Annotated in this window: 15 protein-coding genes; 4 read left to right on the top strand and 11 right to left on the bottom strand. The window is 58.7% G+C overall.

Annotated features, from left to right (window positions below; all coding sequences use genetic code 11):
• Positions 1 to 72: 72 nt before the first annotated feature.
• The 6 genes from AM329_RS04760 to nasR form a co-directional block, all read right to left on the bottom strand.
• On the bottom strand, positions 73 to 2550 hold the full coding sequence (locus tag AM329_RS04760) for a nitrate reductase (RefSeq protein WP_032609435.1): 2478 nt from the start codon (positions 2548 to 2550) through the stop codon (positions 73 to 75).
• Positions 2547 to 6533, bottom strand: coding sequence for a nitrite reductase large subunit NirB (nirB, locus tag AM329_RS04755; RefSeq protein ID WP_072163336.1), 3987 nt, complete (start codon positions 6531 to 6533; stop codon positions 2547 to 2549). The genes AM329_RS04760 and nirB overlap by 4 nt, the downstream gene beginning before the upstream one ends.
• Before the next feature lie 12 nt (positions 6534 to 6545).
• On the bottom strand, positions 6546 to 7334 hold the full coding sequence (locus AM329_RS04750) for an ABC transporter ATP-binding protein (protein WP_015570359.1): 789 nt from the start codon (positions 7332 to 7334) through the stop codon (positions 6546 to 6548).
• A 9-nt stretch (positions 7335 to 7343) separates the two neighbouring features.
• A complete protein-coding gene (gene ntrB / locus AM329_RS04745) occupies positions 7344 to 8222 on the bottom strand; it encodes a nitrate ABC transporter permease (RefSeq protein ID WP_003856687.1) in 879 nt (292 codons plus the stop codon).
• A gap of 2 nt (positions 8223 to 8224) precedes the next feature.
• On the bottom strand, positions 8225 to 9472 hold the full coding sequence (locus tag AM329_RS04740; protein ID WP_080496157.1) for a CmpA/NrtA family ABC transporter substrate-binding protein: 1248 nt from the start codon (positions 9470 to 9472) through the stop codon (positions 8225 to 8227).
• Positions 9473 to 9699: 227 nt separating this feature from the next.
• The gene (nasR, locus tag AM329_RS04735; protein WP_032609436.1) at positions 9700 to 10872 is read right to left on the bottom strand and encodes a nitrate regulatory protein NasR; all 1173 of its coding nucleotides are present in this window, start codon (positions 10870 to 10872) and stop codon (positions 9700 to 9702) included.
• A gap of 73 nt (positions 10873 to 10945) precedes the next feature.
• Between nasR and AM329_RS04730 the strand changes: the two genes are divergently transcribed.
• The 3 genes from AM329_RS04730 (at position 10946) to AM329_RS04720 (ending at position 13624) form a co-directional block, all read left to right on the top strand.
• Complete coding sequence (locus AM329_RS04730; RefSeq protein WP_015570354.1) at positions 10946 to 11299, top strand: DsrE/DsrF/TusD sulfur relay family protein; 354 nt, start codon at positions 10946 to 10948, stop codon at positions 11297 to 11299.
• A 106-nt stretch (positions 11300 to 11405) separates the two neighbouring features.
• On the top strand, positions 11406 to 13190 hold the full coding sequence (locus AM329_RS04725) for a methyl-accepting chemotaxis protein (RefSeq protein ID WP_032609438.1): 1785 nt from the start codon (positions 11406 to 11408) through the stop codon (positions 13188 to 13190).
• Between the two features lie 194 nt (positions 13191 to 13384).
• Positions 13385 to 13624, top strand: coding sequence for a hypothetical protein (locus AM329_RS04720; RefSeq protein ID WP_003856678.1), 240 nt, complete (start codon positions 13385 to 13387; stop codon positions 13622 to 13624).
• Positions 13625 to 13654: 30 nt separating this feature from the next.
• On the opposite strand, the gene AM329_RS04715 is transcribed toward AM329_RS04720, so the two are convergent.
• On the bottom strand, positions 13655 to 14350 hold the full coding sequence (locus AM329_RS04715; protein ID WP_017384255.1) for a gamma-glutamylcyclotransferase: 696 nt from the start codon (positions 14348 to 14350) through the stop codon (positions 13655 to 13657).
• Positions 14351 to 14526: 176 nt separating this feature from the next.
• Entirely contained in the window at positions 14527 to 14757 is a 231-nt protein-coding gene (chaB, locus tag AM329_RS04710) for a putative cation transport regulator ChaB (protein WP_032609439.1), read from the bottom strand.
• Between the two features lie 268 nt (positions 14758 to 15025).
• Between chaB and chaA the strand changes: the two genes are divergently transcribed.
• Complete coding sequence (gene chaA, locus AM329_RS04705; RefSeq protein ID WP_003856672.1) at positions 15026 to 16126, top strand: sodium-potassium/proton antiporter ChaA; 1101 nt, start codon at positions 15026 to 15028, stop codon at positions 16124 to 16126.
• A gap of 106 nt (positions 16127 to 16232) precedes the next feature.
• On the opposite strand, the gene kdsA is transcribed toward chaA, so the two are convergent.
• The 3 genes from kdsA to sirB2 are packed head-to-tail and all read right to left on the bottom strand — an operon-like array spanning position 16233 to position 18323.
• A complete protein-coding gene (kdsA, locus tag AM329_RS04700; RefSeq protein WP_003856671.1) occupies positions 16233 to 17087 on the bottom strand; it encodes a 3-deoxy-8-phosphooctulonate synthase in 855 nt (284 codons plus the stop codon).
• Between the two features lie 36 nt (positions 17088 to 17123).
• Entirely contained in the window at positions 17124 to 17933 is an 810-nt protein-coding gene (gene sirB1, locus AM329_RS04695) for an invasion regulator SirB1 (protein WP_003856670.1), read from the bottom strand.
• A gap of 3 nt (positions 17934 to 17936) precedes the next feature.
• Positions 17937 to 18323 (bottom strand): invasion regulator SirB2, encoded by a 387-nt coding sequence (gene sirB2, locus AM329_RS04690; protein WP_369701965.1) that lies wholly within the window; start codon positions 18321 to 18323, stop codon positions 17937 to 17939.
• Between the last annotated feature and the right edge of the window lies 1 nt (position 18324).

Genomic DNA, 18324 nt, shown 5'->3' with positions numbered 1-18324 from the left:
GGTGGCGGCTTCGCCTTACCCGACCTACAAATTCGTACCGGTGCGAAGCCGCCAACCGACGCCCTTGCACTATTATCCCAACAGCGCTTTCAGCTCCGGCACGCAGGAGCCGCAGTTCGTGCCGCAGCGCAGCTTCACGCCCAGCGCTGCGGCAGAATCACAGCCTCCGGCTATCGCCTTACGTATCGTATTTTCACCCACGCTGAAGCAGCTACAGATAATTCGCCCGGGATCGGCATCTTCGCCCGGCCGTTGTCCGTGCAGCAGCGCATGGCGTTCAGCGAGTTGTACGGGTGCAGCAGCAAAGGCTTCTTCAATAAACGCATGCGCCAGCGCCGGCAGCGTATGGCCCTCCCAGTAGCCCAGCATCAGCTCGCCGTGATGCCAGGCGAGCACGCTGCTGCGTTCTCCCGTCTGTGCCACCTGTAACTGCCAGCCCCGACCGCTGGCGTACGCCCTGACCCACGACAGCAACGGCTGCTCCCCCGCCACCGTCAGACGTGAGGCTTTACGCCACCAGCAGACCGACGGCGGCAGCGCTGGCAGCTCGCGGGCATACAGTTCACCCTGCCAGGCCGGTAGCCAGGGCATGATCCTCACCGCGGTTTGTTTACTCTCCGGCTGGCCGGAACCGGCATCAATCCGCCCTTCTACCAACGCATTGACCTTCCCCTGCCGTGCAAATTGCGCGTTCCAGTGCATCGGCGCAAACAGCTCGCCCGCACGCTGCGCGGTGGAGATACGTACTCTGGCAACCATCACCCCGCGCGGGGAGCTTATCCGCGCCAGCTGGCCGTCAGTCAGCCCAGCGCGCGCCGCATCGGTTGCGTTCATCTCAACAAAAGGCTCATCAATATGCTGCATCAGGCGCGGAACATACCCCGTGCGCGTCATGGTGTGCCACTGATCGCGGATCCGCCCGGTATTCAGTATCAAGGGGTACAATTCGTCGACGCCTGCCCCATGCGAGGAAGGATCAACCGGTACAAGATTTCTTTGCGGGAAATCACCGGCATGCCACTGATAAGGCGCCAGCGCGTCCCACGCCTCTCGCGACAGCGACGCCAGTTCGCGCAGGTTTAGCGCCCGTTCGCCGTTATTTTCAAACGCCGTCAGCGCCGCATGTTCACAAAATATCTCCTGAGGGTGTTCCCAGGCGAAGGCATCGCCATAACCGAGCTGGTCTGCCATCCGGGCGATTATCCACCAGTCCGGTCTGGCCTCGCCCGGCGCAGGCAGAAAGGCACGCTGGCGGGAGATACGGCGTTCAGAATTGGTCACCGTGCCGTTTTTCTCGCCCCAGCCCAGGGCGGGAAAACGGATATGGGCAAACCGGCTGGTGTCCGTCTCCTGCATCACCTCAGATACCATGACCAGCGGGCAGGCTGCCAGAGCCTGACACACCGCGTGGCTGTCGGGAAGCGACACGGCAGGGTTGGTGCCCATGATCCACACCGCCTTCACCTCGCCGCGCGCAATGGCGTCAAACAATTCCACCGCCATCAGGCCCGGGGTCTGCGCCAGCCGTTCCGTTCCCCAGAAACGCGCCACGCGCGAAAGATCGTCCGGCTCGAAGTTCATGTGCGCCGCCAGCTGATTCGCCAGCCCGCCCACTTCCCGCCCGCCCATGGCATTTGGCTGTCCGGTCAGCGAAAACGGGCCGCAGCCAGGACGGTTGAACTTCCCGCTGGCAAGATGCACGTTAATGATGGCGTTACACTTGTCGCTGCCGGTGGAGGACTGGTTGATCCCCATGGTGTAGAGCGTGATCGCGCGTGGCGCGGTGATAAACCAGTCGTAGAAGGTGCTAATCTCGTCTGAAGGCAGATCGCAAAACGCCGCCACGCGAGGGATCGGCCACTCGCCCCGCCCCTGAATCAGATTGAGCAACCCCACAAACAGCCCGGCGTCGCTGCCGGGTCTGAGCGCGAGGTGGAGATCGGCGATATCGCAGGTGGCGGTTTTACGCGGATCGATCACGACCACTTTCATCTGCGGATTGTTGTGCTTTGCCTGCACCAGCCGCTGATACAGCACCGGATGCGTCCAGGCCGCGTTTGAGCCAACGAGTACCACCAGATCGCTGTTTTCCACGTCCTCGTAGCTGCACGGCACCACGTCTTCACCGAAGGCGCGTTTGTAGCCCACCACCGCCGATGACATGCACAGCCGCGAGTTGGTATCAATGTTCGCCGCCCCGATAAAGCCTTTCATCAGCTTGTTGGCGGCATAGTAATCCTCGGTCAACAGCTGGCCGGAGGCATAAAACGCCACCGCCTGCGGCCCCCATTCGTTGATGATGTTCCGTAGCCGCTCGCCCGCTTCGCCCAGCGCCTGCGGCCATGCCACCTCCCGGCCATCGACCACCGGGCGCAGCAGGCGTCCCTGCAACCCCGTGGTTTCCCCGAGGGCAGATCCTTTTACACACAGACGACCGAAATTCGCCGGATGAGTTTCATCCCCCCGAATGCTCACCTTTTCACCGTCTGCGCTGGCGACCACGCCGCAGCCCACCCCGCAGTAAGGGCACGTTGTCCGGGTTTCGGTCATGAGGCCTCCGCACGCATCACCAGCTCTTCATTTCCAACCCATACCTTGCCGTTTTCAATTTTTACCGGCCAGGCGCGCACCACGGGTTCGCCATTCTCCACCTGACAGCCGTCGCGCAGACGAATACGTTGCTTGTAGAGCGGCGAGATCACCACCGGTTCCCCCGCCGCATCGCCGAGGATGCCGCGTGAAAGCACGTTCGCGCGGCTACCCGGCTCCCGATCGTCGAGGGCATAAACGTTTTTGCCAAAGCGGAACAGCGCAATCGGTTTGCGCCCAAGATGCGCACCGATGCCCGCCTGCTCCGGGATCTCATCGATATTACAAATTTCCTGCCAGCGCTTGTTCTCCTCCGCGGCGGGGACGTTCACCGCAGTGCGGAACAGCGCCAGGCGATCAGGATCGTTGAGGGTGGTTTGCCATTCGCACTGGTAGGTCTCCACCACCCGGGCCATCTCCTGCTCCAGCTCGTGGGCGATCCCCAGGCTGTCGTTGAGGATCACCTCGCGCAGATAGTCGAGGCCGCCTTCCAGGTTATCCATCCAGGTACTGGTACGTTGCAGACGATCTGCCGTGCGAATGTAGAACATCAGGAAACGGTCAATGGTGCGGATCAGCGTTTCGTCGTCCAGATCGCTGGCGAAGAGGTCCGCGTGGCGCGGCTTCATCCCGCCGTTGCCGCACAGATAGAGGTTCCAGCCTTTGTCCGTGGCAATCACCCCCACGTCTTTGCTCTGCGCCTCTGCGCACTCACGGGTACAGCCGGAGACCGCCATTTTGATTTTGTGCGGCGCGCGCAGGCCCTTGTAGCGGTGCTCCAGCCTGACCGCGAGGCCGGTGGAATCCTGCACGCCGTAGCGGCACCAGGTCGACCCGACGCAGGATTTCACCGTGCGCAGAGATTTCCCGTAGGCATGTCCGGTCTCAAACCCGGCCTCCACCAGCGCCTGCCAGATTTCCGGCAACTGTTCGAGCGTGGCGCCAAACAGGTCAATACGCTGCCCGCCGGTAATTTTGCTGTAAAGGCTATAGCGTTTCGCGATCTGGCCGATGGCGATCAGCCCGTCGGCGGTCACTTCACCCGCAGGCATCCGCGGGACGATGGAGTACGTTCCGTCCTTCTGAATATTGGCGAAAAAGCGGTCGTTGGTGTCCTGCAACGGCAGATGCGCCGGTTTCAGCAGATACTCGTTCCAGCAGGAAGCCAATACCGATCCCACCAGCGGCTTACAGATCTCGCACCCGTGCCCCTGACCGTAGCGGCTGATAAGCTGGTCGAAGGTGCGGATATGGTTGACGCGCACCAGGTGGTAAATCTCCTGACGCGAGTACGGGAAGTGTTCGCAGATATCTTTCTTCACCTCCACGCCCTGCTCCGCAAGCTGGAACTCCATCACCTGCTTCACCAGCGCGCTACAGCCTCCGCAGCCGGTCGCCGCTTTGGTGCACTGCTTAATGGCGCCGATATCCGTTGCGCCCGCGCTTACCGCCTGGCAGATATCCCCTTTGCTGACGTTATGACACGAACAGATCTGCGCGCTTTCCGGCAGCGCCGCCACGCCCAGCGCTTTCGGCGCGCTGCCTGACGATACGGGTAAGATCAGCGTTTCCGGCTCTTTTGGCAGGCTGATGCCGTTGAGCATCATCTGCACCAGCGTGGCGTATTCGCTGGCATCGCCCACCAGCACGCCACCCAGCAGGGTTTTGCTGTCGTGGCTGACCACAATCTTTTTGTAGATTTGCTGCGGCCCATGCGTCCACTGGTAGCTCAGCGCGCCCGGCGTGCGCCCGTGGGCATCGCCAAACGACGCCACATCCACGCCCAGCAACTTGAGTTTGGTACTCATATCTGCGCCGGTGAAGCGCTTCTCCTCACCCGCCAGCACAGCGGCGGCCACGCGCGCCATCTGGTAGCCCGGTGCCACCAGGCCAAAGATTTTCCCCTCCCACAGCGCGCATTCCCCGATGGCAAGCACATCCGGATCGGAGGTCCGGCAGCCGTCGTCAATGCAGATCCCGCCGCGCTCGCCGACAGCCAGCCCGCTGCTGCGCGCCAGCGCGTCCTGCGGCCGAATACCAGCAGAGAAGACCACCATGTCCGTTTCCAGCTGTTCACCATCGGCAAAGCGCAGCACCAGCCCGTCGTCTGCGGTGGCAATCTCCGTCGTCGATTTACTGGTGTGTACCCCTACGCCCAGCGCCTCAATTTTCTTGCGCAGCATTGCCGCGCCGTCGCTGTCGAGCTGCACCGCCATCAGGTTCGGCGCAAACTCCACCACGTGAGTTTCCAGCCCGAGCTGCTTAAGTGCATTCGCCGCCTCCAGACCCAGCAGGCCGCCGCCAATTACCACGCCGCGTCGAGAGCCTGCCGCATGGGCCGCAATGTTGTCCAGATCGTCGAGGGTGCGGTAGACAAAACAGCCCGGCAGATCGTTGCCCGGAACGGGTGGTACGAACGGGTACGAGCCGGTCGCCAGCACCAGCTTGTCCCAGTGAGTCTCATGGCCACTGGCGGTACGCACTACGTCTGCATCACGATCGATAGCAACGATCTGCTGCGAGAGGCGCAGCTCAATGCCGTTATCGGCAAAGAACTCCCCCGCCACCAGCGAGAGCGAGTCCGCGCTGCGTCCGCCAAAATATTCCGACAGATGCACGCGGTCATAGGCGGCATAGCGCTCTTCGCCAAAAACAATAATCTGATACTGCTGATGCAAATTGCGGTTAACGCAGTCTTCGAGGAAATGATGGCCGACCATACCGTGCCCAACCACCACCAGAGTAGGTTTTGTCATAGCGTTCTGTCCTGCAACCTGCGGTTGCGTTGTGAAACGATCGAACAGCCAGTCCGCGTGGGCGGGCGCAGCCGTTGCCAGTAAATCGGTAAAGGTTGCCGCGCTGCGGCAGTCACCCAGCAGCAGCACGCCAGCCAGCGCCCCCTGATGGATCAGTAAACGTCGATAGTGACGGGTCAGCGGATCCCATGAACTCCAGACCACATCGTCCGCCTGCGCCGTCGCGCGCCCGAGGCTGAACAGATCCACGCCGGTCACCTTAAGGCGCACGCCGTTGTCGGTCAGGGTAAACGGCGCGGTGACCTCCCCGGCCAGCCGCGCGGCAAGAATATCCGCCTGCGCCAGACAGGGAGCCACCAGGCCAAACGTCTGGCCGTCAATTTCGCAGCACTCGCCGATGGCGTAGATACCCGGCACGGAGGTTTGCATCTCCTGATCCACCACGATGCCGCGCGCGCAGCGAATGCCGCTGGCATTCGCCAGCGCAACGTTGGGCTGCACGCCGGTTGCCAGCACCACGCGCGTGGCGGCAATGCGGCGTCCGTCGAGCGACGTCACGGCATCGTCAGCGATGGCGGTGATGCCGGAGGCGAGTTCACAGCTAACGCCCCGCGCCGCCAGCGCCTCTTCCAGCAACAGTCCCGCCTGCTGATCCAGCTGCTGTTCCATCAGCCACGGACCGCGATGCACGAGCGTGACGTTGTCACCCTTGCGCGCCAGCGCTGCCGCTGCCTCCACGCCGAGTACGCCGCCGCCCAGCACTACCGCCGGCCCGGAGATATTCTGGATGGCGCGGGTTTCTGCCAGGGTGCGAAAGGTGAACACATGCGGCGCATCGCCGCCGGGGATCGGCGGCACAACAGGGGTAGAACCGGTGGCAAACACCAGCGCATCCCAGCCCAGCGTGCGAGCAGAGGTATGCACTTCACGCGCGTTGACGTCTACTGCGAGCGCCGTTTCTCCTCGCAGCACCGTCACGCCTCGTGCCGTGTACCAGTCTTCATCGTGCAGACAGATGTGCTCCGCCTGCTTTTCGCCACCCAGCACTGGCGAAAGCTGGATGCGGTTGTATGCCTGCTCCGGCTCGTCACCGATGACGGTGACAGCGAAACGACCGGGAACACGCCCGGTGAGCGACGCAATCAGCCGGGTTGCCGCCATACCATTACCGATAATGACCAGTCGCATTGTGCCCCCTCATTACGCCGCTTTCGGCTGTTTTTCGTAGAGGAAATGGAGGATCTGCTGGCGCATGTGGTGATAGCGGCTGTCGTCCGCCAGCTGCACCCGGTTGCGCGGGCGCGGCAGATCGACGCGCAGGATCTCACCCACGGTGGCCGCCGGGCCGTTGGTCATCATCAGTACGCGGTCAGAGAGCAGTACCGCCTCGTCCACGTCGTGGGTGATGAGCACGATGGTGGTATTCAGCGCCTGCTGGATCTGCATCACCGAATCCTGAAGATGGGCACGCGTCAGCGCATCGAGCGCGCCAAACGGCTCATCCATCAGCAGCACTTTCGGCTTCATCGCCAGCGCCCGGGCAATACCGACGCGTTGCTTCATACCGCCGGAGATCTCCCCGGGGCGCTTATGCAGCGCGTGGCCCATCTGCACCCGGTCGAGATTGTGCTCAATCCACGCTTTGCGCTCGGCCTTACTCATGGTGTGACGGAAGACCTGATCCACCGCCAGCGCCACGTTGTCGAAGCAGGTTAACCACGGCAGCAGCGAATGATTCTGAAACACCACCGCGCGCTCTGGCCCCGGCCCGGCGATTTCGCGGTTGTCGCAAATCAGCCCGCCTTCCGTCGGCAGCGTGATCCCGGCGATCAGGTTTAACAGCGTCGACTTGCCGCAGCCGGAGTGACCAATAAGACTGACGGTTTCGCCCTCGTGGATATCAAAAGAGACGTTTTGCAGCGCCAGAAACTCGCCGCTGGCGGTGGAAAAACGCTGGCTCACGGCCTGGACCTGAATTAACGGTTTCATCTTCACTCCTTATTTTTCCTGCCAGCTAAAGCGACGGGCGATCAGCATCAGCCCCTGCTCCAGCAGCAACCCGACCACGCCAATGATGACGATGGCGATGAGAATGTTTTCGACGTTGAGGTTGTTCCACTCATTCCAGATCCAGAAGCCAATGCCTAAACCTCCGGTGAGCATCTCGGCGGCGACAATCACCAGCCAGGCAATGCCAATGGAAAGACGTACCCCGGTCAGCACCGCAGGCAGCACGGCCGGGAAAAGAATGCGGCGCATGATGGTCCACTCTGAGAGTTGCAGCACCCGGGCCACGTTGAGGTAGTCCTGCGGAATACAGCGCACCCCTTCGGCGGTGTTAATGACCATCGGCCAGATGGAGCAGATAAAAATAGTCCAGCTCGATGCAGGCTCCGCTTTCTGGAACAGCAGCAGGCCGATAGGCAGCCAGGCCAGCGGGCTGACCGGACGCAGTAGCGCGATCAGCGGGTTGAACATGCGGGAGAAAAAGGTGAAGCGGCCAATCAAAAAGCCCAGCGGAATGCCCGCCAGCGCCGCCAGACCGAAGCCGATGGCGACGCGCTGCAACGACGCCAGCACGTTCCAGCCAATGCCCATATCGTTTGGCCCGTCGCGATAAAACGGATCGGCAAACAGGGTCATGGCCGAATCGAGCGTGCTGAGCGGCGTCGGAAAGCCTTTACTGTTTATCGCCGCCAGCTGCCAGAGCACCACCAGCAGGCCGAGACCGAGCAGCGCCGGGATGACGCGCTGTAAAAAATCATTCATCCGACGCGTAAACGCGGGCGCACGACGGCGAACCTGTAACGGAGGCAGGACTATCACTTCCCCGCTCTCTGACGTCTCTTGTGGTTTTGTATTTTGCAGATGCTGCATACTCAGGCCCCTTTACGGTGAATGGCGAAGCGGTTGGCGTACCCTTCCGGATCGGTGCCGTTCCAGACGGTGCCGTCCATCAGGGTGCTGCTGCGATACGGTGATGACGGTGTGGACATGCCGCCCACGGCGGTCGCGGCATCCTGCCAGACCGCGGTCTGGTTAATGCGCTGTGCAATGCCCGCGTAATCCGGCGCGGCGTTGAGCAAGCCCCAGCGGCGGAACTGGGTTAAGAACCACATGCCATCGGAGAGATACGGGTAGCTCACGGCACCCTCGTTGAAGAAACGGATCGGGTGCGCATCCTGCCAGCGCTGACCGACCCCGTTGTCGTACTCGCCGAGCATGCGTCCGGTGAGATACTGTTCCTTGCAGTTGAGCCAGGCGCGGCGCGAGAGGATCTGCGCGGTTTCGCGTTTGTTTTCCGCTGACGCCTCGATCCATCGCGCGGCTTCCATCACGGCGCTCACCAGCGCCCGTGCGGTGTGCGGATTTTTCGCCACCCAGTCGCGTCGGGTGCCGAGGATCTTTTCCGGGTGATCGGCCCAGATGGACTGCGACGTAGCGGCGGTAAATCCGATGCGGTCGTTAATCGCCCGCGCGTTCCACGGCTCGCCAACGCAAAACCCGACCATGTTGCCAATGCGCATGTTCATCACCATCTGCGGCGGCGGCACCACCACGGTGCGCACGTCGTCAAACGGGTTAATCCCCGCGCTGGCCAGCCAGTAGTAGAGCCACATGGCGTGCGTTCCCGTCGGGAAGGTATGCGCGAAGGTGTAGGTTCCCGGCGCCTGCTGCGCAATCAGCTTTTTCAGCCCGTCGAGGTCACGAACGCCCTTCTCCGCCAGATCGCTGGAGAGCGTAATGGCCTGACCGTTCTGGTTGAGGGTCATCAGGTTCGCCATCTGCTGCGGCTTGCCCGCGATACCCAGCTCCAGATCGTACAGCAGGCCGTAAAGAATGTGCGCGGCGTCCAGTTCGCCCGCCACCAGCTTGTCGCGCACCGCCGCCCAGCTCGCCTCTTTGGTCGGCACAATAGTAATGCCGTGTTTTTTATCGAACCCCTTCAGGGCCGCGATAACCACGGGCGCGCAGTCGGTCAGAGGTATAAACCCGATACGCACGGTATCCTGCTCCGGCTTATCTGACCCCGCCGCCCATGCGGCCTGCATGACACCCGGCAACAGCATCGCACCACTCGCCAGCATGCTGGCCTGCAATAACCGCCGTCTCGACAAATCCGCCATAATTGCTCCTGAAAAAAGGCAAAAAAAAGCGCCCGACGGTGCTGAAGCACCGCTGGACGCCTTTATCCTGAAGACGCATGCACCGCCGTTGGCGCATCGTCGAAAATGGTTAATCTGTTAATGCAAAGGTAATGCCAGCTTTTCATCCCCGGCGTTACGGGGTTTCTGCAAGAAGAGCGCTGTATTACGCACCTCAATCAGGCATAAATTGCCCACTGACTGTGCAACTACTCCCCAGGGGGTATCTTCCACAGATTTTTCACCGTAAGCAGCGCACGGGCGATATCTACCATGCGTTGGTTTTTATCCATCGCCATTTTGCGCAGGGCGGTCCACGCCTGCTCCTCGCTCATGTTCTGGTGCGTCATCAGCACGCTTTTGGCTTTGTCGATGGTCTTACGCTCCTCCAGCGTGTCGCGCAGGGAAGCAAGCTGACGGGAGAGTTGCTCAATTTCACGCGCCTGCTGGCGCACCAGCGGCAGCAGCGGTTTATCCGGAAATCGCGCCAGGATATCGTCGTGTTCATCGTCTGCGTGCAGGTTTTCGCTATAGCGGCGCTCCTCAACTGCCGTCATCAGATCGGCAATTGCCACCTCCTCCAGCGTGCGCAGGTGCTCAAGGCGCGCGGTTTGCAGGGCAAACCATTTGAGGGCGGTATCACCGTTATCTGCCGGAGGCTGGCGGGTGCACGCTTCACGCCTGAGTTTTTCAGTCTCCAGACCCGGCAGGCAGTTGAGGGTAAATGACTCCTGCACGTCTGGAGTGCAATGGGAGATAAAAACCTCAAAGCAGGCCTGCTGGCCATCAATGCGATCCACCAGCCGCTGGCGGGTTTCATCGTCAAAGAATCCCTGGGTGAAACCAATAGCCCCCAGCGCCCGCTCTTGTCCCACAAGTTCTTTGCCCTGCATCAGGCTGTAAAGGGCCACAAATCGGCCCGCGATGTGCGGATCGTCAATGCTGTCGCTGAGTTGGGGTACGATACTGAGCAAATGACGCAGTATGCGGCTGTAATGTTCCATCGCCTGCGGCGCGGTGACGCATTGACCTGTAACGCCATCACGCAGCGCCGTTAGCGTCTCAAGGCCGTGCAGTGCGCTGGCAATACGTTCGCACAGGGCGCTGCCCGGCAGCGGTTCGTTAAACTGAAGGTGCAATGCGGCGAGGTTTTCATCCACCAGGGCCCTGCTGGCCTTGCATTCAGGCGCGTACAATTTGCCCTGCGAGCAGAGCAAGACATTTGACGCACCGCGCTCGCACTGTAGCATATGCACCAGTCGACTGATGCCGTTCACCAGTGCGCCCAGCTGCGCCAGTCTGCCGAGCTGTTCCTCGCGCAACATTCTCGCACGCTGGAACCATTCGGTTGCGCCAGGGGAACTGCCAGCCACTATCGTCATCGTTTCTCTCCCCGATACGTATTCTTCGGTACGAGAAGCAATATTCGTGCCTTTTCAAAGAACAGGAGTCAACATGCAGAAGATTGTGATCGTCGCCAACGGTGCGGCCTACGGCAGTGAATCCCTTTTTAACAGCCTGCGCCTGGCAATCGCGCTGCGCGATAAGGAGAGTGAGCTGGAGCTGCGCCTCTTTTTGATGTCCGACGCCGTCACGGCCGGGCTGAAGGGGCAAAAACCCGCAGAGGGCTACAACATTCAACAAATGCTGGAGATCCTGACCGCGCAAAACGTTCCGGTCAAACTGTGCAAAACCTGTACCGACGGGCGCGGCATTACCGGGCTGCCGCTGATTGATGGCGTGGAAATTGGTACGCTGGTGGAGCTGGCTGAATGGACGCTTTCCGCCGATAAAGTATTAACTTTTTAATAATAACCCGCTAAAAATATTATTTTCTTATGGACGCGGTTTCAGCATCAAGTTTACCTGCACCGTTGCCGATAGGCATGGAAACAACACAGCAGGTATTACACTTATGTTCAGATCCATTCGCGCCCGCATCATTGCCGCGACGACAGGCTGTCTGGTCGTCGCCCTTCTTCTTAATACCATTATTAACTTTCAGGTCACGCGCCAGGATAATCAGCAGTCGCAGCGCGATATTCTGACCAGCACCAGCGCCAGCCACAACATGGCGATTGCCGACTGGGTGAACAGCAAAATAACCGTCATCACTTCGGCGCAGTCGGTCGCGCTCAGCGACGATCCGGTTCCGGTGTTTAAACAGCTTGCACTGGCGGGTGGATTTACCAACGTCTACGTGGGTTATGCCAGCAAAACGGCTAAATTTTCTGACCCAACCGGGGTGCCCGCTGATTACGATCCCACCCTTCGCCCGTGGTATCAGCAGGTCGTCAGCGCTGATGGCCCGGTAGTGACTGCACCCTATGTGGATGCGGGCACCGGGAAACTGGTGGTGACGTTCGCGGTACCCGTTAAAGAGCAAGGCGCCCTGAAAGCGGTGGTGGCGGGCGATGTGGCAATGGACAGCGTGGTGGCTAACGTGCGCGGTATTCACCCGACTCCGGCCAGCAGTGGACTGCTTTTGGACAGCAACGGCACCGTAATTGCCGGCAGCGATCCTGCGCTGACGCTTAAGCCGTTTACTGAAACGATCAAAGGGACCGATTTTGCCACTCTGAAAAGCGGCAACCTGGTTGACGGAACGTCAAACGGACGCGAAAAAACGTTCCTGGCCACCGCCGTGCCGGGGACGCACTGGCTGCTGGTTGTGGCGCTTGATAACGGCGATGCCACCGCCGGGATGCGCTCATTGCTTAAAGCATCTGCACTGTCGCTGGCAATCCTCGCCCTGCTGAGCGGAGCCCTCATGCACCTCCTGATTGCCCGCCTGCTTAAGCGGCTGTTCGGTATCCGTGACGCGATGAACAACATTGCCAACGGTACTAACGATCTGTCGCAGCGTCTGCCGGATAAGGGGGGCGATGAAGTGGCGCAAATCGCGCAGGCGTTTAACGCCTTCAGCGATAAGCTTTCTGTGGTGATGGTCCAGCTGCGTGATGCGAGCGCCTCAGTGAAAAACGCCGCGCATGAGATTGCGGCGGGTAATCAGGATCTTTCCGGGCGTACCGAGCAGGCGGCATCAAGCCTTCGCGAAACCGCCAGCGCCGTGGAAGAGATCACGGCCTCCGTTACGCAGTCAAACGAGTCGGCAGCAGAAGCGAATGAACAGACGAGCAAGGCCTCTGCCGCCGCATCCCGCGGAGGTGACGTCGTCGCTCAGGCCATCAGCACCATGCAGTCCATCGAACTGGCTTCCGCGAAAATCGGCGATATCACCAGCGTCATTGACGGCATCGCCTTCCAGACCAATATTCTGGCGCTTAACGCCTCGGTGGAAGCGGCACGTGCCGGGGAGCAAGGCCGTGGGTTCGCGGTCGTTGCGGGGGAAGTACGTAACCTGGCCAGCCGCAGCGCTCAGGCGGCGAAAGAGATCAAATCCCTTATTGATTCCACCACCGAAAGCGTTGCAACCGGCTCCCGGTTTGTGCACCTTGCGGGCGACAGCATGGATGAGATCCGCGCCAGCGTCGGGAGCGTGTCAGGCATAATGCGTGAAATATCTATTGCCACCCGCGAGCAGATGAAAGGGATCCATGAAATTAACCACGCGGTGACTCATCTGGATCGCATGGTGCAGCAGAACGCCGAGCTTGTTGTACAGTCTGCTGCGGCGGCCAGCGCGCTGCAAAGCCAGGCGGGCGACCTTGCTGAGACCGCAGGCCATTTCCGCATATAATTTTTCCCGGACGCGCGTTAAACAGGGAAAAAGTGCGTCCGCTGAAAGGTTTCAGGGATTTTGTCATTTTTGTTTAATCGTTGCGCCATTTTTTGATCGAAATCAGCATCCCACTCCTGCCCCTTTGGTGTTATGCAATGAGTAAATTGTGAACAACATCACGCTCGGGATGGGCAAAAACGACGGGGTATAAAATGGCACGAGTTAAAACAAGTCTGAAACTGTTTGGCGGGGATACGGTAGTGGTGCGTTGCTCAGAGCGTTGCCGCATCCATCTGATAAGTTCGAAAGGACAGAAACAATCGCAGGCAGATATCCTTACCGTCCAGGACGATAAGGCCTGGCTGACGGTGCCTTACACCGGCACCTGGGATGTGCTGATCGACAGCCACAGCCAGTCGCTCGAACATTCCGTAAGTTACGTGGCAGCATAACCATAAACGCCCGGCCAGCCGGGCGTATTATCAGGCAAAACCTGGCCGCAGCGTATTGCTGAGCGGGTTCCCTTCCAGCAGCGCTTTCACCTTCACCACCAGCTCACTCAGACAGTCGTCCTGCATACCGAGACGCGTCAGCTCCTGATCGAGCGAGAAAAGGTACTGGGCGTTAGTACCCAGCGGTCCACTGGCGGCGGCAATCAGCGGGGCAATCACCTGGGTTCGGGTGTCGGCTTCATACAGCGGGTGGCGCGGATCCATAATGAACACCAGCGCGTTGACGGTGCGGCCGTCATCCAGTTCCAGCTTGCACCAGCTGGGCATATAGCAGCCGGTGATCATCTCGCGCTTCCACAGCAGCGTCAGCTCATCTTCCAGCGTGGTATCCGGCAGCCGGTATGCCACGCCCGTGGTGCGCCCGCCCTCTTTTAGTGCAAGCATGCGTCCTGGCTGACACGCGCTGCCGCGTCCGGCGGTCAGGCGCAAACAGAAGGCGCGGTGCCAGCCAGGCAGCGTTCCGGTTGCCGATTCAACAAATTCGAGCGCCGGGTTCCACATCAGCGAGCCGTAACCAAAGATCCAGACCGGGCCATCATCCGGGCGGCAGGCCAGCGTTGCCGCAAGCGACGCCGCACGTTGTTCAGCCGACCACAGAAGCGATTCCTCAATAGCACCAAATGCCGTCTTACAATCTGCCTTCATCAAGAAATCACGCGTTAACACATTCCACCTCCGCCACTGCATGCTTCCTTGCGACATCTGTAATTCGCCTTCCCGGCATTCTGTGCTGTTCATTTTAACAGCAGTTGAGCAACGATAAGCAATTCGCGGGCCAGATGCAATACAGCGGCAGGTCAACCGCCTGAAATGTCAAAAGGGAGGCAGCGTATTATTCGCGGCTATTTCTTTTTGTGCCATTTATCATCGTCCCCTTTCTCATAGTCATTTTTTACGGCGGCCCAGGCCACCTTATGGGCCGTCTCTTCGCGGCTGGCATCGTCCCGGCGATCTTCTTTATCTTTGTACTGATCCCAGGCGCTGTTAAAGGCTTCTTTGTAGATTTCCTGGGCGTGGGCAGGCAATACGTTTTGCACGTTATCTGGTAATTCGCTTTTCGATTTGTATGGCATCGTTAACCCCTCTTTTGGCTAAAAGATAAGTGTGGACGACGATACGCGAGGGTGCCAGCCAACAGAAAGAAATGAACAATATAAAAATGCAAGTCATTGTTATTAAATTAATATTTAACAGAGATAGGCCATTATAAGCCTCAGGCATAAAAATTATAATAAAGGGTAAAACTAAGTAAAAAATACAGGGTATTTAACAGATTTCTGTTAGTTTAATACCTTTAAAATCTATCTATAATTACAAGCACCTGCATTGTTGGAGAAACACATGACAGCAACACACGAGGCGGTGAAAACCCGCCACAAGGAGACCTCTCTCATTTTCCCGGTTCTGGCACTGGCTGTGCTGCTCTTCTGGGGAAGCAGTCAGTCATTGCCAGTGGTTGTGGGGATCAATATTCTGGCTCTGGTGGGTATTTTAACCAGCGCATTTAGCGTGGTACGCCATGCGGATGTTTTAGCCCACCGTCTTGGAGAGCCGTATGGGTCATTAATTTTAAGCCTTTCGGTTGTGATTCTTGAAGTCAGTCTCATTTCCGCATTAATGGCCACCGGCGACGCCGCGCCAACGCTAATGCGCGATACGCTCTATTCCATCATTATGATTGTTACCGGCGGCCTGGTCGGTTTTTCACTTTTATTAGGTGGTCGCAAATTTGCCACCCAGTACATGAACCTTTTTGGCATTAAACAGTACCTGATTGCCCTGTTCCCGCTGGCGATTATTGTGCTGGTATTCCCGATGGCGCTGCCGGGTGCAAATTTCACCACCGGCCAGGCGCTGCTGGTGGCGCTGATTTCCGCGGCGATGTACGGCGTGTTCCTGCTGATCCAGACCAAAACGCACCAGAGCCTGTTTGTTTACGAGCATGAAGACGACGGTGACGACGATGACCCGCATCACGGTAAGCCGTCGGCTCACAGCAGCGCGTGGCACACGGTTTGGCTGATCGTGCATCTGATTGCCGTTATTGCGGTCACCAAGATGAATGCGAACCCGCTGGAGGCGCTGTTAACTGAACTGAACGCGCCGGTCGCCTTTACCGGTTTCCTGGTGGCCCTGTTGATCCTGTCGCCAGAAGGCCTGGGAGCGCTGAAAGCGGTGCTCAATAATCAGGTGCAGCGTGCGATGAATCTGTTCTTTGGCTCTGTTCTGGCGACCATCTCCCTTACCGTTCCGGTGGTGACGTTGATTGCTTTTATGACGGGAAATGAATTGCAGTTTGCGCTGGGTGCGCCAGAGATGATTGTGATGGTGGCATCCTTGCTGCTGTGCCAGATTTCCTTCTCCACCGGCCGCACCAATGTGCTGAACGGCGCGGCGCATATGGCGCTGTTTATTGCGTATCTGATGACAATATTTGCGTAATTTTTTTGCGGGGTGGCGCTGCGCTTACCCGGCCTACAAAACCCGTAGGCCCGCGCAAGCGTAGCGCCGCCGGGCAAAGAAAAACCCGCCGAAGCGGGTTTTTTTATTAGTTGCTGGTATCCAGCTCGTCGAAGCTCTTCACCAGATCGTCAATCGCTTTGATCTGTTTCAGGAACGGCTCCAGCTTATCCAGCGGCAGCGCGGATGGACCGTCGCATTTCGCGTTAGCCGGATCCGGGTGCGCTTCAATGAACAGACCCGCCAGGCCGGTTGCCATACCGGCGCGCGCCAGTTCGGTCACCTGCGCACGACGCCCGCCAGACGCGGCGCCAAACGGGTCGCGGCATTGCAGGGAGTGGGTCACGTCGAAAATCACCGGAGACTGGTTAGAGACGTTCTTCATCACGCTGAAGCCCAGCATATCCACAACCAGGTTGTCATAACCGAAGTTTGAACCACGGTCGCACAGGATAACCTGGTCGTTACCGCCTTCGATAAACTTGTCGACGATGTTACCCATCTGGCCTGGGCTCACGAACTGCGGTTTTTTCACGTTAATCACGGCACCGGTTTTCGCCATCGCTTCTACCAGGTCAGTCTGGCGAGCGAGGAACGCCGGAAGCTGAATCACGTCTACCACATCAGCCACCGGCTGTGCCTGAGACGCCTCGTGCACGTCGGTGATCACTTTCACGCCAAACGTCTGTTTCAGCTCCTGGAAAATCTTCATCCCCTCTTCCAGGCCCGGGCCACGGTATGAGTGAATGGAGGAGCGGTTGGCTTTGTCAAAAGAGGCTTTAAACACGTACGGGATGCCCAGTTTTTGGGTCACGGTCACGTAGTGTTCGCAGATGCGCATAGCGAGATCGCGGGATTCCAGCACGTTCATACCGCCAAACAGCACGAACGGCAGGTCGTTTGCCACGTTGATATCACCAATGCTAACCACTTTTTGTTTCATAGGATCGCCTTATTCAGGTGTGAATCGGAATTAAGATTAATGCAGTGTAATGTGTTTATGCGCGATCGCGTTGATCTGCGCGCGGATCATCTCGCTGATCGGGTCTTCCGGACATTGTTCGACGAAATAATTTAAATCATTCAGCGCCACGTGCTCGCAGTCGAGCTGCGCATAAATCAGGCCGCGGTCGCGGATTTCGTACGGATCTTCCGGATTGAACTGCAACAGCACTTCGCTTGCGCGCAGGGCCAGCTCCATCTGACGCTCTTCCATCAGCGCAGACTTCAGCGTATCCAGGAGCTTGCGGATCACTTCGGCGTTATCGGCTTCATCGAGATCTTCATTGAACAGCTCAGCTATCGGGCTGATGTTGCCTTTCAGCCAGACGTCCAGCGTATGCTCATCCAGCGTGTCGCCGTTAAACGGATTGATTAACCACATCTCACCGTCCAGCCACTCCGCCCGCAAAATCATCTGCGTCGGGAAAATGACCGGCACCAGTGGAATCTCCAGCTCGTGCGCAACCCACAGTAAAATGGCGCCCAACGCGACGGCGCTGCCCTGACGATTTTTCAACACCTGGTCCAGCCACAGTGCGTCAGACAGGCGGTACACGCCTCGCGTGTCGCAGAAACCCCATTCGCCGTAGAAAAGCTCAATCAGCTTCTCTAATTGCCAGTCCTGCGGACGTGCCTGATTGATCTCTTCGCGCGCCAGGCTGACCAGATTCTCCAGTTCAGCGTAAACGTACTGTGACGTAAAATCGTCGCGGATCATCTCTGAAATCAGGATCATACCATCGCAGAGCGGCACTTTGTTAAATTCGAAATCGGCTAAGGACCTCATGACTTACCCCAGTAACGGTATTCTTGTGGTGGCGAGTTTAATGATGATGTACAGCACCACCAGACCCAGCAAAAAGGCGATAAACCCTGTCTGCTGGCTGCGCGGACGATGACGCCCAAGCGCGATAAAACCCAAAACGATGTAGATGATAACGCCAAACAGCTTTTCAGTCAGCCATGCGCCTTTATCAGTAAATGGCAGATAGCCGGTCTTCCACATTAACCCGGCTCCGGAAAGGAACAGCACCGTGTCGATACAGTGCGGGGCGATGCGTACCCAGCGGGCGTTAATCAGCGGATTGTTGTTGTAGCGCCACCAGTAGCGGGCAATAAAAAAGCCAATGGTCAGGGCAACGGAAACCAGGTGAACGGAGATCAGCAGCGTAAACATG

Source organism: Enterobacter cloacae complex sp. AR_0002 (assembly GCF_001922365.1).
GTDB lineage: Bacteria > Pseudomonadota > Gammaproteobacteria > Enterobacterales > Enterobacteriaceae > Enterobacter > Enterobacter hormaechei_C.
This window is presented reverse-complemented; position numbering and strand designations above follow the sequence as displayed.

Bases quoted from the DNA above. Each gene is read 5' to 3' on its own strand.
- AM329_RS04750 (WP_015570359.1), bottom strand. From the start codon at position 7,334: ATGAAACCGTTAATTCAGGTCCAGGCCGTGAGCCAGCGTTTTTCCACC.
- AM329_RS04740 (WP_080496157.1), bottom strand. From the start codon at position 9,472: ATGGCGGATTTGTCGAGACGGCGGTTATTGCAGGCCAGCATGCTGGCG.
- AM329_RS04720 (WP_003856678.1), top strand. From the start codon at position 13,385: ATGGCACGAGTTAAAACAAGTCTGAAACTGTTTGGCGGGGATACGGTA.
- sirB2 (WP_369701965.1), bottom strand. From the start codon at position 18,323: ATGTTTACGCTGCTGATCTCCGTTCACCTGGTTTCCGTTGCCCTGACC.
- AM329_RS04730 (WP_015570354.1), top strand. From the start codon at position 10,946: ATGCAGAAGATTGTGATCGTCGCCAACGGTGCGGCCTACGGCAGTGAA.
- nasR (WP_032609436.1), bottom strand. From the start codon at position 10,872: ATGACGATAGTGGCTGGCAGTTCCCCTGGCGCAACCGAATGGTTCCAG.
- AM329_RS04725 (WP_032609438.1), top strand. From the start codon at position 11,406: ATGTTCAGATCCATTCGCGCCCGCATCATTGCCGCGACGACAGGCTGT.
- chaA (WP_003856672.1), top strand. From the start codon at position 15,026: ATGACAGCAACACACGAGGCGGTGAAAACCCGCCACAAGGAGACCTCT.
- ntrB (WP_003856687.1), bottom strand. From the start codon at position 8,222: ATGCAGCATCTGCAAAATACAAAACCACAAGAGACGTCAGAGAGCGGG.
- nirB (WP_072163336.1), bottom strand. From the start codon at position 6,533: ATGCGACTGGTCATTATCGGTAATGGTATGGCGGCAACCCGGCTGATT.
- chaB (WP_032609439.1), bottom strand. From the start codon at position 14,757: ATGCCATACAAATCGAAAAGCGAATTACCAGATAACGTGCAAAACGTA.
- kdsA (WP_003856671.1), bottom strand. From the start codon at position 17,087: ATGAAACAAAAAGTGGTTAGCATTGGTGATATCAACGTGGCAAACGAC.
- sirB1 (WP_003856670.1), bottom strand. From the start codon at position 17,933: ATGAGGTCCTTAGCCGATTTCGAATTTAACAAAGTGCCGCTCTGCGAT.
- AM329_RS04760 (WP_032609435.1), bottom strand. From the start codon at position 2,550: ATGACCGAAACCCGGACAACGTGCCCTTACTGCGGGGTGGGCTGCGGC.